The 20,221-nt window shown below is 38.0% G+C and carries 19 protein-coding genes; 16 read left to right on the top strand and 3 right to left on the bottom strand.

The features are described 5' to 3' along the window. The first annotated feature begins 7 nt into the window (after positions 1–7). Positions 8–712 carry a glucosamine-6-phosphate deaminase gene (locus tag CFS60_RS02765; RefSeq protein WP_088809102.1) on the top strand — a complete coding sequence of 235 codons (705 nt, stop codon included), beginning with the start codon at positions 8–10 and terminating at the stop codon, positions 710–712. 16 nt (positions 713–728) lie between these two features. After that, on the top strand, positions 729–1,451 hold the full coding sequence (locus CFS60_RS02760; RefSeq protein ID WP_088809101.1) for a GntR family transcriptional regulator: 723 nt from the start codon (positions 729–731) through the stop codon (positions 1,449–1,451). A 33-nt stretch (positions 1,452–1,484) separates the two neighbouring features. Here CFS60_RS02760 and CFS60_RS02755 read toward each other — a convergent pair whose 3' ends face one another. Continuing rightward, positions 1,485–2,441 (bottom strand): LCP family protein, encoded by a 957-nt coding sequence (locus CFS60_RS02755; protein WP_088809100.1) that lies wholly within the window; start codon positions 2,439–2,441, stop codon positions 1,485–1,487. A gap of 212 nt (positions 2,442–2,653) precedes the next feature. On the opposite strand from CFS60_RS02755, the gene CFS60_RS02750 reads away from it, so the two are divergent. The 4 genes from CFS60_RS02750 to CFS60_RS02735 all read left to right on the top strand — a co-directional run bounded on the left by CFS60_RS02750 (position 2,654) and on the right by CFS60_RS02735 (position 9,373). After that, positions 2,654–3,718 (top strand): glycosyltransferase family 4 protein, encoded by a 1,065-nt coding sequence (locus tag CFS60_RS02750; protein ID WP_088838804.1) that lies wholly within the window; start codon positions 2,654–2,656, stop codon positions 3,716–3,718. Between the two features lie 129 nt (positions 3,719–3,847). Then, complete coding sequence (locus tag CFS60_RS02745) at positions 3,848–4,756, top strand: peptidase U32 family protein (RefSeq protein ID WP_088809098.1); 909 nt, start codon at positions 3,848–3,850, stop codon at positions 4,754–4,756. An 11-nt stretch (positions 4,757–4,767) separates the two neighbouring features. Continuing rightward, entirely contained in the window at positions 4,768–5,994 is a 1,227-nt protein-coding gene (locus CFS60_RS02740; protein WP_088809097.1) for a U32 family peptidase, read from the top strand. Between the two features lie 358 nt (positions 5,995–6,352). Further along, complete coding sequence (locus CFS60_RS02735; protein WP_088838803.1) at positions 6,353–9,373, top strand: putative mucin/carbohydrate-binding domain-containing protein; 3,021 nt, start codon at positions 6,353–6,355, stop codon at positions 9,371–9,373. A 90-nt stretch (positions 9,374–9,463) separates the two neighbouring features. On the opposite strand, the gene yjbH is transcribed toward CFS60_RS02735, so the two are convergent. Then, on the bottom strand, positions 9,464–10,273 hold the full coding sequence (gene yjbH, locus CFS60_RS02730; protein WP_088809095.1) for a protease adaptor protein YjbH: 810 nt from the start codon (positions 10,271–10,273) through the stop codon (positions 9,464–9,466). A 208-nt stretch (positions 10,274–10,481) separates the two neighbouring features. Beyond that, complete coding sequence (locus tag CFS60_RS02725) at positions 10,482–11,066, bottom strand: CYTH domain-containing protein (protein WP_088838802.1); 585 nt, start codon at positions 11,064–11,066, stop codon at positions 10,482–10,484. Between the two features lie 104 nt (positions 11,067–11,170). On the opposite strand from CFS60_RS02725, the gene CFS60_RS02720 reads away from it, so the two are divergent. The 10 genes from CFS60_RS02720 to CFS60_RS02675 all read left to right on the top strand — a co-directional run bounded on the left by CFS60_RS02720 (position 11,171) and on the right by CFS60_RS02675 (position 20,201). Continuing rightward, complete coding sequence (locus tag CFS60_RS02720; RefSeq protein ID WP_088809441.1) at positions 11,171–11,833, top strand: GTP pyrophosphokinase family protein; 663 nt, start codon at positions 11,171–11,173, stop codon at positions 11,831–11,833. Between the two features lie 24 nt (positions 11,834–11,857). Continuing rightward, the gene (locus CFS60_RS02715; RefSeq protein ID WP_088809093.1) at positions 11,858–12,652 is read left to right on the top strand and encodes an NAD kinase; all 795 of its coding nucleotides are present in this window, start codon (positions 11,858–11,860) and stop codon (positions 12,650–12,652) included. A 14-nt stretch (positions 12,653–12,666) separates the two neighbouring features. Continuing rightward, positions 12,667–13,548: an RluA family pseudouridine synthase gene (locus tag CFS60_RS02710; RefSeq protein ID WP_088809092.1), complete on the top strand. Its 882-nt coding sequence runs from the start codon at positions 12,667–12,669 to the stop codon at positions 13,546–13,548. A gap of 71 nt (positions 13,549–13,619) precedes the next feature. Then, complete coding sequence (fabI, locus tag CFS60_RS02705; protein ID WP_088838801.1) at positions 13,620–14,408, top strand: enoyl-ACP reductase FabI; 789 nt, start codon at positions 13,620–13,622, stop codon at positions 14,406–14,408. A 148-nt stretch (positions 14,409–14,556) separates the two neighbouring features. Continuing rightward, positions 14,557–14,808: a hypothetical protein gene (locus CFS60_RS02700; RefSeq protein WP_088809090.1), complete on the top strand. Its 252-nt coding sequence runs from the start codon at positions 14,557–14,559 to the stop codon at positions 14,806–14,808. 13 nt (positions 14,809–14,821) lie between these two features. Then, positions 14,822–15,184: a hypothetical protein gene (locus CFS60_RS02695; RefSeq protein WP_088838800.1), complete on the top strand. Its 363-nt coding sequence runs from the start codon at positions 14,822–14,824 to the stop codon at positions 15,182–15,184. Continuing rightward, on the top strand, positions 15,175–16,746 hold the full coding sequence (locus CFS60_RS02690) for a T7SS effector LXG polymorphic toxin (protein WP_088838799.1): 1,572 nt from the start codon (positions 15,175–15,177) through the stop codon (positions 16,744–16,746). The genes CFS60_RS02695 and CFS60_RS02690 overlap by 10 nt, the downstream gene beginning before the upstream one ends. Before the next feature lie 35 nt (positions 16,747–16,781). Continuing rightward, on the top strand, positions 16,782–17,636 hold the full coding sequence (locus tag CFS60_RS02685; RefSeq protein ID WP_088825591.1) for a hypothetical protein: 855 nt from the start codon (positions 16,782–16,784) through the stop codon (positions 17,634–17,636). Between the two features lie 48 nt (positions 17,637–17,684). After that, a complete protein-coding gene (locus CFS60_RS02680) occupies positions 17,685–18,497 on the top strand; it encodes a hypothetical protein (RefSeq protein WP_088825592.1) in 813 nt (270 codons plus the stop codon). Positions 18,498–19,445: 948 nt separating this feature from the next. Then, positions 19,446–20,201: a hypothetical protein gene (locus CFS60_RS02675; RefSeq protein ID WP_088838798.1), complete on the top strand. Its 756-nt coding sequence runs from the start codon at positions 19,446–19,448 to the stop codon at positions 20,199–20,201. Positions 20,202–20,221 lie beyond the last annotated feature (20 nt).

The raw sequence follows: 20,221 nt of genomic DNA, 5'->3' as shown, positions 1-20,221 counted from the left end.
AGTAAACATGCAACTTATTAAAACAGCAGACAAACTAGAAGGTTCTAAAAAAGGCCTAGAAATTATTGAAACAGCAATCCGAAATGGTTCTGTGAAAACGTTAGGGCTTGCAACAGGAAGCACACCTGAATTGTTTTACGGAGAATTCATTAAAAGTGACGTTGATACAAGCGATATTACAACTGTAAACTTAGATGAGTATGTAGGTCTTGCAGCAGACGACCCAAACAGTTATCATTACTATATGAACGAGTTACTATTCTCTAAACGAAAATTTAAAGATAGTTTCTTACCTGACGGCGAAGCAACAGACGCTGAAGCTGAATGTGCACGTTACGAAGAAATTTTAAATACGCACCCAGTAGACATTCAAATTTTAGGTATTGGAACAAATGGTCATATTGGTTTTAATGAACCTGGAACTTCTTTCGATTCTTTAACGCATAAAGTTCTTTTAACAGAATCTACGCGTGAAGCAAATAAGGTTCACTTTGAAAAAGAAGAAGATGTACCAACACATGCTTACTCCATGGGGATTAAATCGATTATGAATGCGAAAAAAATCATTTTGTTTGCGTTTGGAGAATCTAAAAAAGAAGCGATTAAAGCAACTATAAACGGATCTGTAGATGTAAACTGCCCAGCTTCCGTATTACAAAACCATCCAGATGTGACAATTATTGTGGACGAAGAGGCGGCTTCACTTCTATAAAAAAGAGGGCTGAAAAATGATCGATAAACAATCGGGAATTCCAATTTACATTCAAATCCAAGCCGAAATTAAACAAAAAATTGAGGCGGGTGTTTGGCAGGTCGGGACAGCAATCCCGGCCGAACGCCAACTGGCAGAAATGTTTCACGTGAGTCGTATGACGGTTAGGCAAGCCATCCAAGGTCTTGTCGATGATAATATTTTGCAAAGGCGCGTCGGGGCTGGCACGTTCATTGCGGAAAAGAAATTGACTGAACGACTCGAAGCAGTAACAAGTTTCACTAATTTAATGTTGCAGGCAGGAAAGAAGCCTTCCACGCGCATCGTTTCTTACGGTATTCGGCCTGCTAGTACGCAGGAGCAAGAAGCACTAGCAATACCAGAAAAAAGCAATGTTATGAAAATTGAACGGATTCGTTACGGAGACTCAGTTCCCATTTTATTCGAAGTAGCAACAATCCCTGAAAATATTGCGGCGCTTCTTACAAAAGAGGACATTATGAATTCGTTGTATGAAGCGGTGGAAACAAAAATTGGTCAGCAAATTGGTGAGGCAGAACAGACTATGGAGGCAGCGCTTGTTTCAGAAAAGGTTGCGCCCTATTTGGATGTAAAACTAGGTTCACCGGTTATGAAACTCAGACAAATTACATTTTTAGAAGATGGTCGACCATTTGAGTTTACTCGCTCGCAATATGTGGGGAGTAGATTTCAGTTTGTAGCTAAAGTTAAACAATAAAAAGAACTTCCTCACGGAAGTTCTTTTTTTGTCTTATTTCATTTCAAGATTTTTAGCTAGTTCATCGTGCAGGCGTGCTCGTTCGGCGTCGGATACGACATAGTACCACGGGCCGCCATCAACACGGCTACCTTCACCTTTGACTTGGAGGTTTTCAATATTAGATAGTGCGCCGCGATAATCTTTCGCGATACGTGTAATATCGTTCATTGTAAAGTCGGTTTGAATGTTGTCGCCAATGGCATTTAAAATGCCGTCAAAGCGCCAAATAATACCTGTACTTAATGCTTTCTCAGCAACAGCAGACATAACTTGTTGTTGCCGTTTTTGACGCCCAAAGTCGCCTTCTGCATCAGTTTTACGGATTCGTACATACGCTAACGCATCTTCACCGTCTAAATGAATTTTTCCTTTGTTAAACACCTTTTTGCTACCATCAGCCGATTGTGAGGCAAGCGTCAGACCGTCTTTATCATTGACAACATCAATACCACCCACCGCATCGACTAAATCGCGGAAGCCTTCCATGTTAATCTTGATGTAATAGTTGAATGGAATGCCGTTTAGAAACTGTGTTGTTGTAGCGTCCGTCATTTTAACACCGCCATAAGCATAGGCCGCATTAATCTTATGCGGATTTGAATCGTATCCAGGAATGGTGGTTTTTGTATCACGCGGGATACTCAACATTTGAATTTTATTTGTATTCGGGTTTACAGTTGCCGCAATAAGAGTATCTGAACGCCCTTTATCACCAGCGCGTTCATCGACGCCTAGAATTAAAACAGAAAAGGGTTGTTTCTTTTCTAAATCAACACTAGCGTTTTCTTTTCCTTCAATTGGGGTATGAATTTTATTAAAGGTTGATGTTGTTTTCCAGTAAGCGTAGCCTAAGTACCCAGCAATTCCGAGAACAAGAACTAGCAAGATTGTAAGAAATATTTTTAAGCCTTTGCGCTTTTTCTTTTTATTAGATCGCAAATTGTTCATCCTTTCTTATTCAATACTTTCATTTTAATACAAATTAAGTCTAACGTCAGCTTTTTTAGGAAAAAGTCGAAAAATCGACACAAATTTTAGCATTTAGTATAAAATTAGTTTACTAAGCTTTAAAGAAGAGCTTAAGATTTAGGATTTACGTTGTTTTTTTAAGCATAACGACGTATAATAAGTACAGAATTTAATGTAGGGGAGGCCTTGCCTTGTTACCTTCGATTGTTATCCTTTGTCTGATTGCATCAATCGTGTTAACGCCGCTAGTGCGACAAGTCGCTTTATATTTTGATGTGACGGATAAACCGGATAAAAGACGTGTGAATGTACGACCAATTCCTAGCCTTGGTGGTCTGGCTATTTACATAAGCTTTTCAATTGGGCTTTTTTTACTCCCGATTGATAAAACCTTCATTTGGCCACTTTTTCTAGCTGGTACGATGATGATGCTAACAGGATTTATTGATGATTTATTTGAAATTAAAGCACGCTATAAATTAATTGGCCAAGTTTTAGCCGCGTTTATTATCGTTTTTTGGGGCGGAATTTCCATAGAATTTATTAATCTGCCATTCGGCGGGGAAATTCATTTTGGCATTTTCAGTGTACCGCTAACGATTTTATGGATTGTTGCCATCACGAATGCAGTCAATCTTATTGATGGTTTGGACGGTTTGGCAGCGGGTGTTTCTACAATTGCGCTGGTTACAATTTTAGGCATGGCCTTTATTATGTCAGACCCAATTGTTATTTCGATTGCCGCAATTTTAATTGCAGCAACTTTAGGTTTCTTACCATATAATTTTAATCCAGCGAAAATCTTTATGGGCGATACGGGCGCGTTATTTTTAGGCTTTATCATTGCTGTATTATCGGTGATGGGCTTTAAAAATGTTACGTTTGTTTCCCTGATTGTGCCAATTTTAATTTTAGGTGTGCCTATCTCGGATACGATTTTTGCGATTATTAGAAGAGCTGTCACCAAACAGCCGATTGCAATGGCCGACAAATCGCATATTCACCATCAATTGATGAATTTAGGCTTCACACATCGGCAAACCGTTATTTTAATTTACGCGATTGCAGCACTATTTTCACTGTTTTCATTCATTTTTACTATGTCAACGATTTGGGGCTCCATCTTGCTGATGGGCGTACTTCTTCTCCTCGTTGAAATCTTTATTGAATCGCTCGGCTTAATCGGTCAAAACTACCGACCAATCATGAAACTACTACGAATTGAACAAGCACGCGATGATGACAATGAATCTTAAAAAGCTAGGCTTCCCTCGGGGCCTAGCTTTTATTTTGGCGAAAACAACATACTTGCGAAGTATTGCCCGTATGGCAGACTTGTGATACATTATTCATTGTAAGTTAAAAGGAGAAGAGGAGAATTAAATATGGAAATTATTGCGACAGCAGAATCAGCACTGCAAGCCGAAAATTTGCTTCGCGCCGGAGTCGATACGCTCTATATTGGAAATAGTCGTTTCGGCCTTAGATTGCCAGCTTCTTTTTCAAATGAGGAATTAGAAGAAATCACGAACTTAGCCCATTCTTTTGGGAAAAAGGTGATTGTGGCGGTGAACGCTTTGATGCACAATGAGCACGTCGAAGAGATTCCGGCATTTTTAAAAGCGCTTGATAGAATGGCGGTAGATAAAATTGCTGTAGGGGATCCAGGCGTTATTTTGATGCTTGAAGAGCTGGAATTATCTGTGCCATTCATTTATGATGCGCAAACTTTTGTGACGAGCGCCGAACAAATTGATTTTTGGGTAAAACAAGGGGCTACTGGTGCGGTACTCGCACGCGAATTAACTCGGCCGGAAGTCGCGCAAATTGCGGCACGCCTAGATATTCCCGTAGAAGTGCTTGTTTACGGGCCAACTTGTATTCATCAATCGAAACGAAAGCTTGTCACGAATTATTATAATATAGTTGAGCTTGACGAGAGTGCTGACAAGACGCGGGGGCTTTATTTACGAGAGCCAAATGATGCGGACAGCATGTTGCCGATTTATGAAGATGAAAATGGAACGCATATTTTTAGTACAGAAGATATTAGTATGATGCCCTATTTGGAGGAGCTTTTTGACGCTGGTGTGACAACGTGGAAGCTCGATGGGATTCTTTTGCATGGCGCGGATTTTGTTGCGATTGCGAAGCTTTTTGTGGAAGCAAAAGAGGCGCTCATGGCGGGGAATTTTATTGCGGAAACATTTGTTAACCGTTTAGCAAATCTGGCTCCAGATACACGTGAACTAGGTGCTGGGTTTTATTTGAAAAATCCGGATGAAGTCAAGTAGGGGGAATATTGATGAAGACAACATTAAAAAAACCTGAGGTGCTTGCGCCAGCGGGGAATTTAGAGAAGTTGAAAATTGCGATTCGCTACGGAGCGGACGCTGTATATATTGGTGGACAGGCATTTGGGCTTCGCTCACGTGCCGGAAATTTTAGTTTTGAAGAAATGCAAGAAGGCGTAGAGTTTGCACATGGTCACGGGGCAAAAGTTTATGTCGCAGCGAATATGGTTGCCCATGAGGGAGATACAGAAGGCGCGGGTGAATTTTTCTTAAAGCTACGCGACATTGGTATTGATGCAGTTATCGTGTCCGATCCTGCGCTCATTCAAATTTGCTTTGATAGCGCGCCGGGACTTCCGGTTCACTTATCAACGCAAGCATCGGCCACGAATTACAAAACGCTTGAATTTTGGAAAAAAAGAGGGCTTGAGCGTGTCGTTTTAGCGCGCGAAGTCAGCATGAAAGAAATTCGCGAAATCGGCGAAAATACGAATGTTGAAATGGAAGCTTTTATCCACGGAGCGATGTGTATTTCTTATTCAGGTAGATGTACACTTTCGAATCATATGGCGAATCGTGACGCAAACCGCGGTGGTTGTGCGCAAAGTTGCCGCTGGAAATATGATTTGTTTGAGATGGACCACGGAAAACCACAAAACTTGGTGGACGACGACGAGGAGCCATTTTCCATGAGTGCAGTGGACTTGTCAATGATTCGCTTTATTCCTGACATGGTGGATGCTGGCGTCGATAGTTTGAAAATCGAAGGCCGAATGAAGTCCATTCATTATGTGTCAACGGTTGCGAGTATTTACCGGAAAGTGGTAGATGCTTACTGCGCAGATCCGGAAAACTTTGAGTTTGATCCAGCGTGGGAAGACGAGCTTTGGAAAGTGGCGCAGCGCGAACTTTCAACAGGGTTTTTCTACAAAGAACCAACAGAAGATGAGCAGCTTTTCGGAAAGACGCGGAAAATACCGCAATATGCTTTTGCCGCGCAAGTGCTTGATTATGATGAAAAAACGAAGATTGCAACCTTGCAACAGCGGAATAATTTCGGCGTCGGTGATGAAATTGAATTTTACGGGCCGAGCGATACGGGCTTTAAACAAGTGGTGCGTGAAATCTGGAATGCAGACGGCGAAGCAATTGACCGAGCACCAAATGCAATGATGACCGTTAAAATGGTTGTAGATAAACCAGTGGAAGCATTTTATTTTATGAGGAAGAAGAAATAAAAAGGATGAGGATATCTGTTATGGATATCTTCAGCTTGTAGAAAAACTCTAAACTTAAGCCAAACAAAACATACTACGCACAATCAGACTGATGACAAATGGTGAGATTTTCATGGATTGCCGAGTACCGCACCGGAGCGGAGGCAAGAACTACGAAGATTGCTGTTTGTCACCAGTCTGATCTTTTTTTGTATAAAAAAGCCTAAACGATAGATTTAGCAATCTTTTGTAATTTTTATTTTGAAATAAAATCGGTCTGTTTTGAGCCTAAATCTCCATAGAATGGACACTATTTTTCAGAATTTTTGTGCTATACTAAAAATGCTGCAGCGATTCATGGTTTTATAGGAGGAACGAAATGAAAAAGATTTTGTTTGGAATGTTGTTATTTTGCCTAGCGATGGTCGTATCTGTACAAGTTTCTTATGCAAATGGCGTTAATACTAAGCATATTTTTAGTATCGAAGACCCCACTTGGATTAGAAATTCAGGTATGAGCAAGGGAGTGAATCACGATAGGCAAGATTTAGGTTTTATTTTACAAGCTGGGAAAGTTTTAAAAGTTCGTCAAACAAATCCAAATTTTGGGCGTACACTTAAGTTATCATTACTAGGCAACGATTCACAATTTGAAAAATCGGTGAATGTTGGAACAAATTGGGTGACCATTAGTAGCTCAAAAAGTTTAGTGCCTTTCATTGATACACCGTTTGGAGATACAAGTGCTACCATTCAGTATGAGGTCGTTTCAAATGAAGCACAAAAACCGTTACCTACCTACAAGAGTCAAAACAGCGAACGAGATTTCTTCAGAATGTGGGATCAATTTAATAGTGAATATGCGCTAGTTCAAGGAAAAGATTTTCAATTGTTCGTTCCGAAAGGGGACAAAGAAAAACTTAGAAATATGAGAGATTTCAACTCTTTGGACGCATTAATTGGGCATTATGAAAAACTATTTAAGATGTATAATCAAATTGCTGGTTTTGACGGATTGACAGCTTACAACAAGAATTCTGCCAACCGTTATTTCTTGAAAGCCGATGCAAACGGTCCTGGTGGAGCTTATTATAGTTGGAACTGGACCGCGATGACCAGTCCTTCGATTGAGTCATGGCTAAAGGAAGCTGACTGGGGACAGCTTCATGAAATTGGACACGGCTACCAAGCTGGATTTGATAGCAAGGGAATGTATACTGGGGAAGTATTCAATAATTTATATGGCGTTCAATATCAGTATGAGCACTACGGAAAAGCGGCGGATAAAAATGGTTGGCTTTTCGACTACGGAAATAAGAAAGCAGTTGAGGAAGGTTTGTATGAAAGTTTAATTGAAAAAAATGGGACATATGAATCTGTTGGGCTTAGGGAAAAGTTAATTTTACTTACGATGCTTAGACAAAAAGCGGGAAATGATGCGTTACCTGCCATGTATCAAGGTTACCGCAAAGCTGCAAACGAACCTGACTTTAATCCAGAAGCCTACGCATTGCCAGATTTATTTAATGAATATTATAGCCAATATAGCCAGCTAGATTTCTCACCAGTTTTAGAGAAATGGGGACTGACATTAAGTGGAAATCAAGAGTTTGTGAACCGTGCGAAAGGTTATCCAGCCGTGGCTTCGCTTGCTCATATTGTACCTAAAGATAAGCTTGCCAGTGCACGGAATTTACTTGATGCTAAGCTACTCATTACATCGAATTTTGAGATGGTCAAAAATGAAGAAATTGCATCGCTTGGTTTAAAAGGCGATTTAACGCTAACATTAAAAGCTGATAATATTTCAGATTTAGTTGGAAGCAAAATTCGTTTGAAAGATGGAACTAGGACGGTTCAAGAAAAAGTAATTAGCAACGGGTCAATGACTTTTACGAGTGTTCCAAACGGCGTATACAGTCTAGAAGTGGTTGGTAGTCAGGCGGACAAGTATGACGTTAAGACATCATACGTATATGTAAAAGAAGCGAAAAACAATGCAAATATTTCTTTGACTAAAATTAATAAAAGTTTTATTGGCAACCAAACGATTCAATTTTTAGGACTTAGCAATCAACCTTTTGCCAGTTTTCAAACTGATGTAAACCAAGGAATTGCCAAGCTTTCAGTTGTTTCAAGTACGCCGCATAGCTATTTCGGAAATCGGAAATACACAGAAATTACCGTTAAAAATGCATCGGGTGCAGTTCGCTATCACAAAATAATAAACGGTACTAATGCTTCGACTGGGATAGATGAATTTGCTTTTAGAGAAGGGGATCGTGTAGAGGTTTATCACGCGGAAACAGCAGGAAGACTCGTTTCAAAAGAAAGTATTGTTGATTCGTCAAGGAGTGATAATGTGTGGGTGATGACGAAATGGGGATTAAAAAATCAACAATTACAAAATAACGCGGAACAAGATTTTCAAAAAAAAGTGGTAGCAATAGGTGATGCGCTCCTGAAAGACGAAACAATGAAAGCTGCGCCGCTCTCACTGGTTGAGGGCAAGAAACATCTACTTGTGGCCATTCAGTCGCTTACTGAACCGGCTAAAACGGAGTATTTGCAGAAATATAAAAATCTTTTTCCCGGGAAAGAAGAAAAGAATTTCGTGAATGATTATGTGTATACATTTAAAGGGTGGGGGAACCATCTTATCGCGACAATGAATGTGTCGCCAAAAGATATGCAAGCAACTGTTGCGATTAATGCCAACATGCCACATTCTTACTTTGCAAGCTCATATGCCTCCATTACGATTTTAGATAGAAATGGTCTGGAAAAATATACGAAAGATTTTGTAGGCACAACGAATTATCCAGCAAGCACAACTCAGATTCACTTAGCTGAAGGGGATTACATTAAAGTCACGCATAAGGAATCGGGTTCACGCTTAACAATTCAAGAGAAGACGCACCAAACTTTCTTGAAAAAAGGGGATTTAATTACGTATCGTATGACTAACACTGGCTTAGAAGAAGTGAGTACATCAGAAATTCCAGTGCCTAAAGCTGCCGGCTACGACTTTCAATATGTGTTGAAGGGATTAAGTAATCATGTTGTTGCGACGATGAACGTTTCGCTAACCGACATGCAAGCAACTATTTTGGTAACGGGGAATCGTCCACATGATTACTTCACAGCTTCATATGCCGCGATTGATATTGCGGATAAAAATGGAACAAGGAAATACCGCCAAGATTATTATGGGACAACAGATTATCCTACGAAAACAACGCGCATCAATTTGGCAGAAGGCGACCGCATTAAAGTAAGTCATCGTGAGGCCGCTAGTAGACTAACCATTCAAAACATGCAAAACGGTAGTTTATTAGAGAAAACGAACCTTACTACTGTTTATATTGTTAAAAAAACAGGTTTAGAATTAGTTAAATGATTTTGCGAGCCGATTCCAATTTTTGGAATCGGTTTTTTATGCACAAAAAAAGAGCGGTACACGACTCGTTACCGCTCTGATTTAATATTTTTAACCGATATACTGCCAAACAATTTCACCGTCTTTTAATTCGACGGGTGTTACTTTTTGTTGGAGGCGCCACTTTTTCATTTGGCGTTCAATTTGGCATTGTGATACGTTGTAGAATTGCGCCATTGAGTGGGAACTTGTTACTTTAACGAGCTCAATGTATTCTTCCATCGATGGCTTTTCTTCTGGTTCAGGGAAATGGTTTAAAAGCTCGGATAAAATATGGACATAAATATCATAACGATGTAGGCCTGTAATTTTCAGACCGGCATCTTCAATGTTGCGATTAAAGAAAACAACCGTTGGATTTTCGGTAATCTCCATTTCACGCGCCACTTTTTGATCCCCGATATAGGAGCGTTTAGCGATGTTCGAACTAAAGTCTTTACGGAACTCGGTTAAATCAAGTCCAGTCGAACGTGCTTTTTCAAAAAGGAGGCTTTCATTTGAAATATCTTCTTCGTTCACAAAATAAGCTTCTTGAAGTTTGCGTAAAAACGAGATTCCAAGGTTTTTTCCTTGAAGTTCAGCTGCTTTAACGGCAAGACAAGAAACATAGGAGCGATGAGCAAGCATTTGTTGTTCTTTCAAAGGAAGATTTTCTTTGGAACGCTTTTGCTTACGCATGAAAGTTTGAAGATTATTATGAAGAATATATCTTAATTTAAAATAGTTACCATATTCCATTTGCAGGCGCCGAATGTTTGCTTCCATATCGAAACAGTCTTTACAGGCTGGATCGAAAAATAAATAAATCTCAATCGGCTTACTATTTGCGATGGACGTATAATATAAATTTTGATTAATCATTTTTAATCACCTGATTTTTAATTTCTGACATAAATTCGTTGTCATAGTCTTTGTACCAGTGTGAAAATGTTCTTTAGCATTTGCTGATACACTTTTTATCTATACTCATTTTAGCAGTCACCTAATAAATTAACAAATAATTGTACCTGAGAAAACAGAAGAATTTGCATAAGTTTAATAAAATCGCCATATTTACCGCTTAATTTTATTAATTTATATCACTTTTATATGTATAGTTATAAAAGCGTTCGATTTTATTTAAAGCGGGATGGGGAGAAATACGGTTTTTCTCTAAGAAATGATTGAAAATTTCTTGTCCTTTTTCAAAATCGGAAACTTCATATTCTAAATCAAAATCAATTTTGTCGCCGTAAAAATTTTTATCGAATACTAAAAGGCCTTTTTTGTAGGCGACTTCTGCGCGTCTTGTTTTTAGGGAACCAAAATAGTGTAAGTCCTCATGGGACACGTTTAGTGTGGCTAATTTATCACGGACTGGTCCGGTTGGAATATTGGCGCCGTCAAAAATGGCTTTTGCTTGGTCACTACCTAAAAGTTGTGAGGTTTCAAGTAGGCCATCGCCTTGTGGGGTTTTGAGTGTCATTTCAAAGTGCGTTCCTTTTTGGCGAATGCGAAGGGCACTAAGGCGCTGTTTTAGAGCAAAGTCTTGTGTATCGAGATAATAATTTGTTTGCTCGAAAAAATCGGTTTCTTTTAAGCGAAATAAATCGCAAAGGGTTTCATACTCGTTTTCAGACAAAAGATTACGGAACTCGATTTCCAGTTCTTCCATGGGCATTTTCCTCTTTTCGTGCTTTTCTTCTATAGTAACATAATGAGGAAAATATGGTAAAATAAGAGGGTATGAATAAAAGTTCAGTCTATGAGGTGAGTTTTTTGAACCATTGGGAAGATTTTTTGGCACCGTATAAGCAGGCTGTCGATGAATTAAAAGTGAAACTGAAGGGAATGCGTGCGCAGTTTCAGCTTGAAAATAACCATTCACCGATTGAGTTTGTCACAGGACGGGTAAAGCCGATTGCGAGTATTTTAGATAAAGCGAATCAAAAAAATATAGCGCTAGATCGTTTGGCGGAAGAAATGCAGGATATTGCGGGTCTACGTATGATGTGCCAATTTGTTGATGATATTGAAACGGTCGTTCATTTGCTTAGACAAAGGAAAGATTTTCGGATTGTGGAGGAACGTGACTATATTGCGAATAAAAAGCCGAGCGGTTATCGTTCGTATCATGTGGTGATTGAATATCCGGTGGAAACAATTAGTGGCGAGGAAAAAATTCTTGTCGAAATTCAAATTCGGACGCTGGCGATGAATTTTTGGGCAACAATTGAACATTCTGTAAACTATAAATATCAAGGGGAGTTTCCAGAAGCGATTAACACGCGTTTGAAACGTGCGGCGGAAGCGGCTTTTCAACTTGATGAAGAGATGAGCCAAATTCGCGAAGAAATTCAAGAAGCGCAAGTTTATTTTTCGAAAAACAAAGATGTGCCGAAAAGTAAGACGCAAAGTCATCATGAATTGCCTAAAAAATAGTGAACGATAAAAGGAGAATGCACAGTGAAATATGTGATTACATCGAAAGGGGACGAAAAGTCCAATTTACTTAGGCTAACGATGATTGCTGCTTTTGATGAATACGAAATGGAGTATGATGCGCTAAATCCAGAAATTGTCATTTCCATCGGTGGTGACGGGACGCTGCTCGCTGCTTTTCATGAATATGAACATCGCTTAGACCGAACGGCGTTTGTTGGGATTCACACGGGGCATTTGGGCTTTTACGCAGATTGGCGCCCGAACGAAGCGGAAAAGTTAGTGGAACGCATTGCAGAAGGCAAATATGATAAAGTATGCTATCCGCTCTTAAAAACGACCGTCCACTACGAATTAGGGAAAAAAGAAGCCGTTTATTTAGCTTTAAATGAATCCACGATAAAAAGTTCCGGGGGTCCCTTTGTCGTTGATGTTATGATTAATGAAAGTCATTTCGAGCGCTTCCGCGGTGACGGGCTATGCATGTCCACGCCTAGTGGCACAACAGCCTACAACAAATCGCTTGGCGGCGCCCTTATGCATCCATCTGTCAAAGCCATGCAGCTTACGGAAATGGCTTCCATCAATAACCGCATTTACCGGACGATTGGAAGTCCGCTTGTTTTCCCAGAACATCATCAAGTGAAATTAAAACCAGTAAATGACAAAGACTTTCAAATTTCAGTGGATCATTTAAGTATTTTGCATCGCGATGTGCGCGAAATTGTATATGAAGTAGCAAGTGTGGAGATGCAATTTGCTCGTTTTCGGTCGTTCCCTTTTTGGAAACGAGTGCATGATTCCTTTATTGAAGACTAGGAGGAAAAAAGGTTTTGTTTTTAGAGTGGCGAGTTAGTGAACAAGAAACGGGCATTTTACTTCGAACGTTTTTACGACATCATCATATTTCAAAACAGTTACTTGCTTCGGTGAAATATAATGAAGAGGGCAAAATTGAAGTAAACGGCGAGGAACAAAATGTGCTGTATAAAGTTCAGGCGGGGGATAAGATTCGTATCCATTTTCCACCTGAAAAGGAAAACACGCGTTTAATTGCGGAGTTTAAACCGCTAAATGTTGTGTATGAGGACGATTTTATTTTAGTTTTGAACAAGGAAGCGGGCATGGCGAGCATTCCGGCGCAGTATCATCCGAGTGGGTCTGTTGCGAATCATTTAAAGGGTTACTATGAAACAATTGGTCTCGATTCGGCGATTCACATTGTGACGCGTTTAGACCGTGAAACATCTGGTCTGATGTTGATTGCGAAAAATCGGTTCGCACACGCTCGTCTAAGCTGGACGCTTCAAAAGGGGCTGTTAAAACGGCGCTATCAGGCGCTTGTTTCGGGCAACTTGGCGGAGGACGAGGGTTTTATTGAAGCACCAATTGGGCGTAATAGCGATATTAGCATCATGGAACGCATGGTCGCGCCTGACGGGAAATATGCGAAGACAAACTACAAGCGAATTGGCAGTTACACGTCGTTTGATCATTTGCAAATTGAGCTTGAAACAGGAAGGACGCATCAAATTCGGGTGCACTTTTCTTATATCGGCCATCCTTTAATCGGTGACACGATGTATGGTGGGCCAAATGAATTGTTAGCACGAAACGCTCTACACTCGTATCATCTACACTTGGTGCATCCTTTTACTGAAGAGTATATGGAGTTTGAAATCCCTTTGCCAGAAGATTTACAAGCGCTTCTTTAGAAAAATGTGGAAAATGAGCTTTAAAATGATGTAAAATAGAAAAGGCAATGCAAATTGAGGAGGAATTAGTAATGAATTTAACTTTAGAGGGAAAAACGTATGTTGTGATGGGGGTAGCGAATAAACGCAGTATCGCTTGGTCGATTGCGAAATCTTTAAATGATGCGGGGGCAAGTCTTGTCTTTACATATGCGGATGAGCGCGCGAAGAAAAGCATCGATGAACTTTCTAGTACACTTTCGGAAAAAAATCATGCGGCACCTGTCGTTCAATGTGATGTAACAAGCGAAGAAGGCATTAAATCTGCTTTTGAAACGATTAAAGCGCACGTTGGAAAAATTAGTGGTCTAGCGCATTGTATCGCGTTTGCCAACAAAGATTTCCTAGCTGGCGATTATTTAGAAGTAGACCGCGAAAGTTTCTTACAAGCACACGAAATTAGCTCCTACTCCTTTACAGCTGTTGCGCGCACGTTAAAACATTTAGATATGCTAAAAGAAGATGCGAGCTTACTGACACTTACGTATCTTGGCGGCGAGCGCGTTGTCGAAAACTACAATATTATGGGTGTAGCAAAAGCTTCTCTTGATGCTACTGTCAAATATATGGCGATGGATCTTGGCAAAATCGGCGTACGCGTCAATGCAATTTCCGCAGGCCCAATTCGTACATTATCCGCACGCGGAGTAAGTAGTTTCACAAAATCTCTTGCGATTGTAGAAGAAAAAGCACCGCTTAAACGCGCGACACAGCCTGAAGAAGTTGGCGATACGGCACTCTTCTTGTTTAGCCCACTTTCAAGAGGCATTACAGGCGAGTTAATTCACGTCGATAGCGGTTATCATATTATCGGATTCTAAAGTATGCATTCTAGGCTCCTGTTTTCTGTTTTTTAAGGGAAACACGGAGCCTAATTTTGTGTCATGAGACGAGCGTAGACATGGTCCGGGGCGTGTGCTATATTTAAAATTGGAAGAAAACAATACATATAGAAAGGAAACACAAGGGATGGGGAAAATAGCATCTAATACGACTATAGCAAATACAGCAGTTGCTGATGTCAAAGCAATTTCTGTTAATAAGGGAGAACAGGTTTCTTTAGCTAAAAGTACGATTTCAAGCATGCAAACAGGAAAAAAAGTGAATAACCAGTTGTTACCAAATTTAGCTGAGCTTGTAGATTGTGTGCAGGCCGAGAGTGAGAAATTTCCAAAAATAGCCGAAATGATGGCTCTTCAAGATAGCCAGATTAAATTTTAGGAGATGAAAAAAGTTGGTAGAGAAAACGAATGAGGGAAAACGAACTGCTTATAATCAACTAATTGTAGAAAAAGAGAATCAGATTGACCAATTGAGTGAGGAACGAGCTACAATAGAAAATGCGCTAGAGAGTTTAGAAGTGGATTTGCAGAACGGGTTTCAAAGATTACAAATATTGAATGAAGAAAATGCGAACTATCAGCATAAAGAAGATTTTCGAATGCAGCAAAGGAATGATTGTATGGCGCATAGTTTTCGGCAACAAATACGAAACGCCCACGAAGAGTTTACATTTGCTTTCAAGAAAGAGATTTGTCAAATGGATGAGGAACGAGAAACTCTTTATAAGGAAAGGAATGAACTTCCTTGGGACTAATTTATTCAAGTAGCGAATCAAGCAAGTTAATCCAAGCTCTGTCTAAAAATTTATCAAGTGGGAAAGAAACCATCACACAGCTAAAAGCTGGAAGCCAAAAAGTGATTCAGGCTGTGGACGGGCGCAAATTGTCTGGAGCTGCTTATACAGCTGGGAAAGGATTATTTACAGATCTTGTTATACCAACTATTACAAGAGTGACTACTGCATGTGATAGTATTGAACAAGAATTAAACAAATATCAGCTTGCGGATGCCGTTGTTTCAAGTGAAGACTATTTGGATGAAGACAATCTAAATCAACAAATAGCAACGCAAAAAAATATGAAAGCATCTGTTGAAGGAACAACAGTTATTATCGATATGTTTTTAAGAATGAATAAAAATACAGCATTAATTGATGTTGCACAAAATCACAAGAGAAAATTAAGTCAAATGTCTAACAGTCTTGACCAAGAAATTGATGAACTTCAAAAGAAAATTGAGAAGCTTTATGAATTTGAAGGGCAAACAAAAGGTTTATTTAATAGTAGTCTGGATGATATGAAATTAGCGATGCAAAGTGTGTTAGTATTGAATAGTATAACGATAAAAAAAGATGGTACATACAAATTTCCTAAAGGTGCCGATAAAAGCTGGTTTACGGAGCTGAAAAGTAAGGAACAGCTAGAAGAAATGGAAAATCAGGAGAAGAAAGTAGCGATTAAAGAATTAAATGAGCTATTTGAAAAAAATCCAGCGGCAGCAATTGAGAAAATCAAAAATAATGATCGTTTGTTTGACTATGTGATAGGCGCTTTAGACAAATTTCCTGATAGCTTACAAGATGCAGCTCTTGGAATTTTTATTGCACAAGAAAGCTGGAATAAATTGCCTAAAGATGTGGCTACAAACGTTTTAAACAGTCCTAAATTTGCTTCCTATCTAGGTGAAGCATCTTTTGCAACACAAGCAGTTGTATATAATGGTTTAACTAAATTGAGCGAAAAAGGCTGGAGCGTCTTAGCACCAATTGGCTATTCGACCAAAATTCTTTCTAGAACAAGTGAAGGTGCAAAACTAATTGCGAGCTCTAAAGTTGGCTTGGATGTATTTAAAAAGTTGAAGCCGGTTTCTGAATTTGTTAAGGCGCATCCAGTGGCGAGGGAAGGAATCGGGTATGTAGGAGATTCGCTAACTATCACAGCTTATGCATATGAGGAATATATAAATCCAGAAAGTCCGGCTTATGGGGATGAGAGTAAGGCAATGTATGGCGGTTTGAATTTATTTATTTGGAATGCGGGACCGCTAGAAGGGGTACAGTACGGTGGCCCGATAGGGGCTGTATCTGGAACTCTAAATACTTTAAGCAAAATGGGCAAGGATTGGATTAATTCTATCCCAACAGCTTGGGGGGATGAAGATGGATTTGGATGGTCGACTTCGAAAAAAAATCAACGTAAATGGCTAGACAAACAGTACGAACAATATGGTAAGCATGAAGTGATTACATCAGAAAAAGAGTATCGGATAGGAGTACAGCCACAGAGCGGAAGTCCTAACTTTAATCCAAACCGTTAGGTAGTATTTATTTCATAAAGAATTTGAGGTGCAAAATGAAGTTAAAACAAATAGACAAAGCTATAAGTGAAATAGCTTTTCAACTGGCAGAAAAAAATTTAAATGAACAGATTATCCAAAGTGGTATAAAAGGAAAAGAAAATTCATTGATAAGTTATTCTTTAAAAAAAATGCTATTATTCATAGGTACTTTTATCGCACCTATCATCTTTTTTTCTGCATTAACTAGTTATGATATGAATCAAGTACCTGAAAAAAACTTATATATCTTTTGGACAATATTATTAATATTTATTGCGATTGTTTTATTAAGTTCATATGTGTATTTTAAAGTAACTAGAAAGAATCCATTCCCTTATTTGAATCAGTTTAATTTTCGACTATTGCTATTTCTTTTAGTTGAGATTAGTGTAGTGGGATATAGTAGTATTATGTTACTGAACTTCCTTAATAACAATAGCCCTATTTTGATAGAAATAATTCTTGTTTTATATTATTTTATCGTGTATAGATTGGTTAAATTAGTTATTAGTACGCAAATAATTGAGGAGCTGAATGATAGTTATAATTCCAAGCTGAATATAAAAAATTGGCAACAACTCCTGAGTCGATTTCCAATCATCTTATTTATAATTATGATTATTGCAATGCAAGGATATAGAGTAAGTAAATCTCTTTTTATAGTTTCACATGAGAGTAGCCTAATGACTGACTTGTATTATATTGTTGGAGATTTAGGGGCTGTTTTGATGGCTATATGTATAGGGTTATTACCCACAATACTTTTTAATAGAAAAATATTTGTTAGAGGGTTGATTTTAAGGAAATACAGTGACGAATTTAGGAAGAAATATCAACTTACTGAAAGAGCATGGTACGGGGAGAAATAAAAATGACTAGTAGTTTACGTGGAGTGCTAATAAAGTTGCAGGTTCAAAATGAAAATATTTAAATTAGTAGATCAAATCTCTTTTGAAAGCGCATTGGCGAAGATTTCGCTTCATCAAGCATATGAAACATTGAATGGAACAGGAAAAGAATTACTACCTAAAACATTGAAAATATATGTGTTCGCAGCTATTTCTTGGTTAATTTGTTTTTTCTCAAGTAATAATTGGTTTGTTTTTCCAATTATTGCAACCTTAGTAATCGTGGGGATTATAGTAGGATACTTTAGGAGTAATCTTTATTTCAAAAAGGCAGGATATAATGTTGCAGTATATTTGTTTGTACAAACTGCACTTGTTTTTTATATAGCTTCCTCGGAAATATCAGGTAGCTTGATGCTTAATAGAACAGTATCACTAGTATATATTCTAGTGTGCTATTATTTATCCCTATACGTTGTCAAGGTAAAACTTATTGAATGTGTTCAGGTGAAATATCTGTTCAATGATTCTAAAAAAATAAAAATGAGTAGAGCTATAAAAGCAGTAAAAATATTATCTTCGACCTTAATCGCATTTATCGTGATTTTAATTGCAATCATGCAATTCTTTAGATTCAATAAGTCGTGGATTGAGGGAGCTAATTATGATTTCCTTTCTGGGTTGAATGGGACATTCATGGGAACAGTTGTGGCAGGTTTTTCTATAGCTATAGGTATATCTGTCCTATTTCTAATATCTTTGCTTCCGACACTCCTTTTCAATGCTGCTTTTGTAGCAGATGGACTTATTTTAAGAAAGTACTCAGAAAATTTTCGAAAACAATATGAATTTACTGAAAATGAATGGTACGGGGAGAAATAAAGTTGACTAATAACTCATTCGGGTTAGCCATAAGGAAAGATTCTAATCAATCTTCTTATGAGATTTGGGGTATGAAATGAAATTAATCAATGTTGTTCTCACTAAAGAAATACAAAAAAACATTCAGAATATAAGTTTTAAGCAAGTAACCACGAAACAAATGCTAATGAAGAATATGCAAAAAACTGTTATTCGCAAGATATAGTAGATTTGGGTTTGTGATTATAATTGAAATATTAGTTGCATGCAGCTTATCAGGGTGGCCTTTCAATAAACCCATTTTTGCAGTGCTAGAATGGTTGACGGCTTTATTTACATTTATTTCTTTTTTTTAAGATGAATTTTTGAAGTTTTGAGGAAAATTATCTAGCAAGATTTTATTCGTGTTGTTCAATTAACTTTACCGTAATTTTTCAATAGGAGTATGGCTATTGTTATTAACTTTTTCTGGCGAGATTCATCAAAATTATGTAGTTAAAGTACTTCTTTATCATAAGTGCTGCTTTCTTGGTAGTTTTTTCAATTTATAAGTATTTACGCTATATGATTTTAGAAGAGCTTTCAAACTTTATTGAGGACATAAAGTTGTCATTTTTGGGGAAAGTCATTGATAAATTTCTAGTTTCAGGTATTATAGCAACTATAGTTATGATGCAATCCTATCGTATGAATAAATTCTGGCTTCTGAATGCTTCTTCAAGGATTACTAAATAATTAGTGCCCATAGCTCAAACCTTTTTAACGGCTATCGTCTTTCTTTTATTAGCCATAATTCTAGTGCGATTTTTCTATCCAGGGTTTGTAAAGAATTATTTACTTCGAAAGTATTCTGAAGAATTTCATGAAGAAAATAATATAACCAAAAAACAATGGTATAATGATTAATAAAATTTTTGAGTTAGTCTTAGAATTTTGATGTTTTTTGAGTCAGGGGGTCAGAAAGGAATAATGAGTAGCCTTAGTTTTAAAGAAGCATCGGAAAAGTTTGATTCTAAAGAAATTGCACTACTGGTTAAATCGAAGGAAAATACGGTTCCGTATGTAAGTAAAATTGTAGGGAGCATATTGTTTGCGCTGTTGGTGAGCTTACCAGCAGTTAATTACTACGCGATATTTCCTATATGTGCTTTTGTTTTGTTAAGTATTTTATTATTTAAATATATAACTTCAAAGCCTATGTTTAAAGTATTGAATTATAATTGGCTATTCTTTTTAGTATGGCAAACAGCAGCTATCTTTTTTATGGTTGTGTTTTTACGAGTTAAGGCGGATTCATATCACCTTATTCCGGCAATGTACATTATTTTAGGTTATGTGGCTACTTTGTTGCTTATTCGAGCTAGGGTTCATACTTATTTAAAAGAAGAATTTGAATCACACTCTAAATCGAAAAGTAATAATGTATCAAGAAGAATCACAAAAATTATAGGTGTCTTTCTAATCATTATAATCATGGCCATTTTTTTCTACAGAGGCAATAAATGGTGGATTATGAATATGACTGGAACTTTTGATAACCAAAGTTTCTTAGTATATGCTGTTTGGGGAATTGTTTTGTTAACACTGCTTATAGGATTTACATTGCTACCAACTTTGCTGTTTTCGCCAGCTAAGTATGTTAGAGGAAAGTTAGTGAAAAAATATTCAGAGGAATTTCGAAAACATTACGGATTTACTGAAAATGAATGGTACGGGGAGAAATAAAGTAGTTAAATTAAAAACAG

Origin of the sequence: Listeria sp. ILCC792, assembly GCF_900186135.1 — a bacterium.
Taxonomy (GTDB): domain Bacteria; phylum Bacillota; class Bacilli; order Lactobacillales; family Listeriaceae; genus Listeria; species Listeria goaensis.
Note: the sequence above shows the minus strand (reverse complement) of the source record. Positions and strands in the feature narration are given on the sequence as shown.

Coding starts and splice junctions, on each gene's coding strand:
- CFS60_RS02685 (WP_088825591.1), top strand. CDS start 16,782: ATGAAGTTAAAACAAATAGACAAAGCTATAAGTGAAATAGCTTTTCAA.
- CFS60_RS02740 (WP_088809097.1), top strand. CDS start 4,768: ATGAAGACAACATTAAAAAAACCTGAGGTGCTTGCGCCAGCGGGGAAT.
- CFS60_RS02700 (WP_088809090.1), top strand. CDS start 14,557: ATGGGGAAAATAGCATCTAATACGACTATAGCAAATACAGCAGTTGCT.
- CFS60_RS02725 (WP_088838802.1), bottom strand. CDS start 11,066: ATGGAAGAACTGGAAATCGAGTTCCGTAATCTTTTGTCTGAAAACGAG.
- CFS60_RS02755 (WP_088809100.1), bottom strand. CDS start 2,441: ATGAACAATTTGCGATCTAATAAAAAGAAAAAGCGCAAAGGCTTAAAA.
- CFS60_RS02745 (WP_088809098.1), top strand. CDS start 3,848: ATGGAAATTATTGCGACAGCAGAATCAGCACTGCAAGCCGAAAATTTG.
- CFS60_RS02675 (WP_088838798.1), top strand. CDS start 19,446: ATGAGTAGCCTTAGTTTTAAAGAAGCATCGGAAAAGTTTGATTCTAAA.
- CFS60_RS02680 (WP_088825592.1), top strand. CDS start 17,685: ATGAAAATATTTAAATTAGTAGATCAAATCTCTTTTGAAAGCGCATTG.
- fabI (WP_088838801.1), top strand. CDS start 13,620: ATGAATTTAACTTTAGAGGGAAAAACGTATGTTGTGATGGGGGTAGCG.
- yjbH (WP_088809095.1), bottom strand. CDS start 10,273: ATGATTAATCAAAATTTATATTATACGTCCATCGCAAATAGTAAGCCG.
- CFS60_RS02765 (WP_088809102.1), top strand. CDS start 8: ATGCAACTTATTAAAACAGCAGACAAACTAGAAGGTTCTAAAAAAGGC.
- CFS60_RS02735 (WP_088838803.1), top strand. CDS start 6,353: ATGAAAAAGATTTTGTTTGGAATGTTGTTATTTTGCCTAGCGATGGTC.
- CFS60_RS02760 (WP_088809101.1), top strand. CDS start 729: ATGATCGATAAACAATCGGGAATTCCAATTTACATTCAAATCCAAGCC.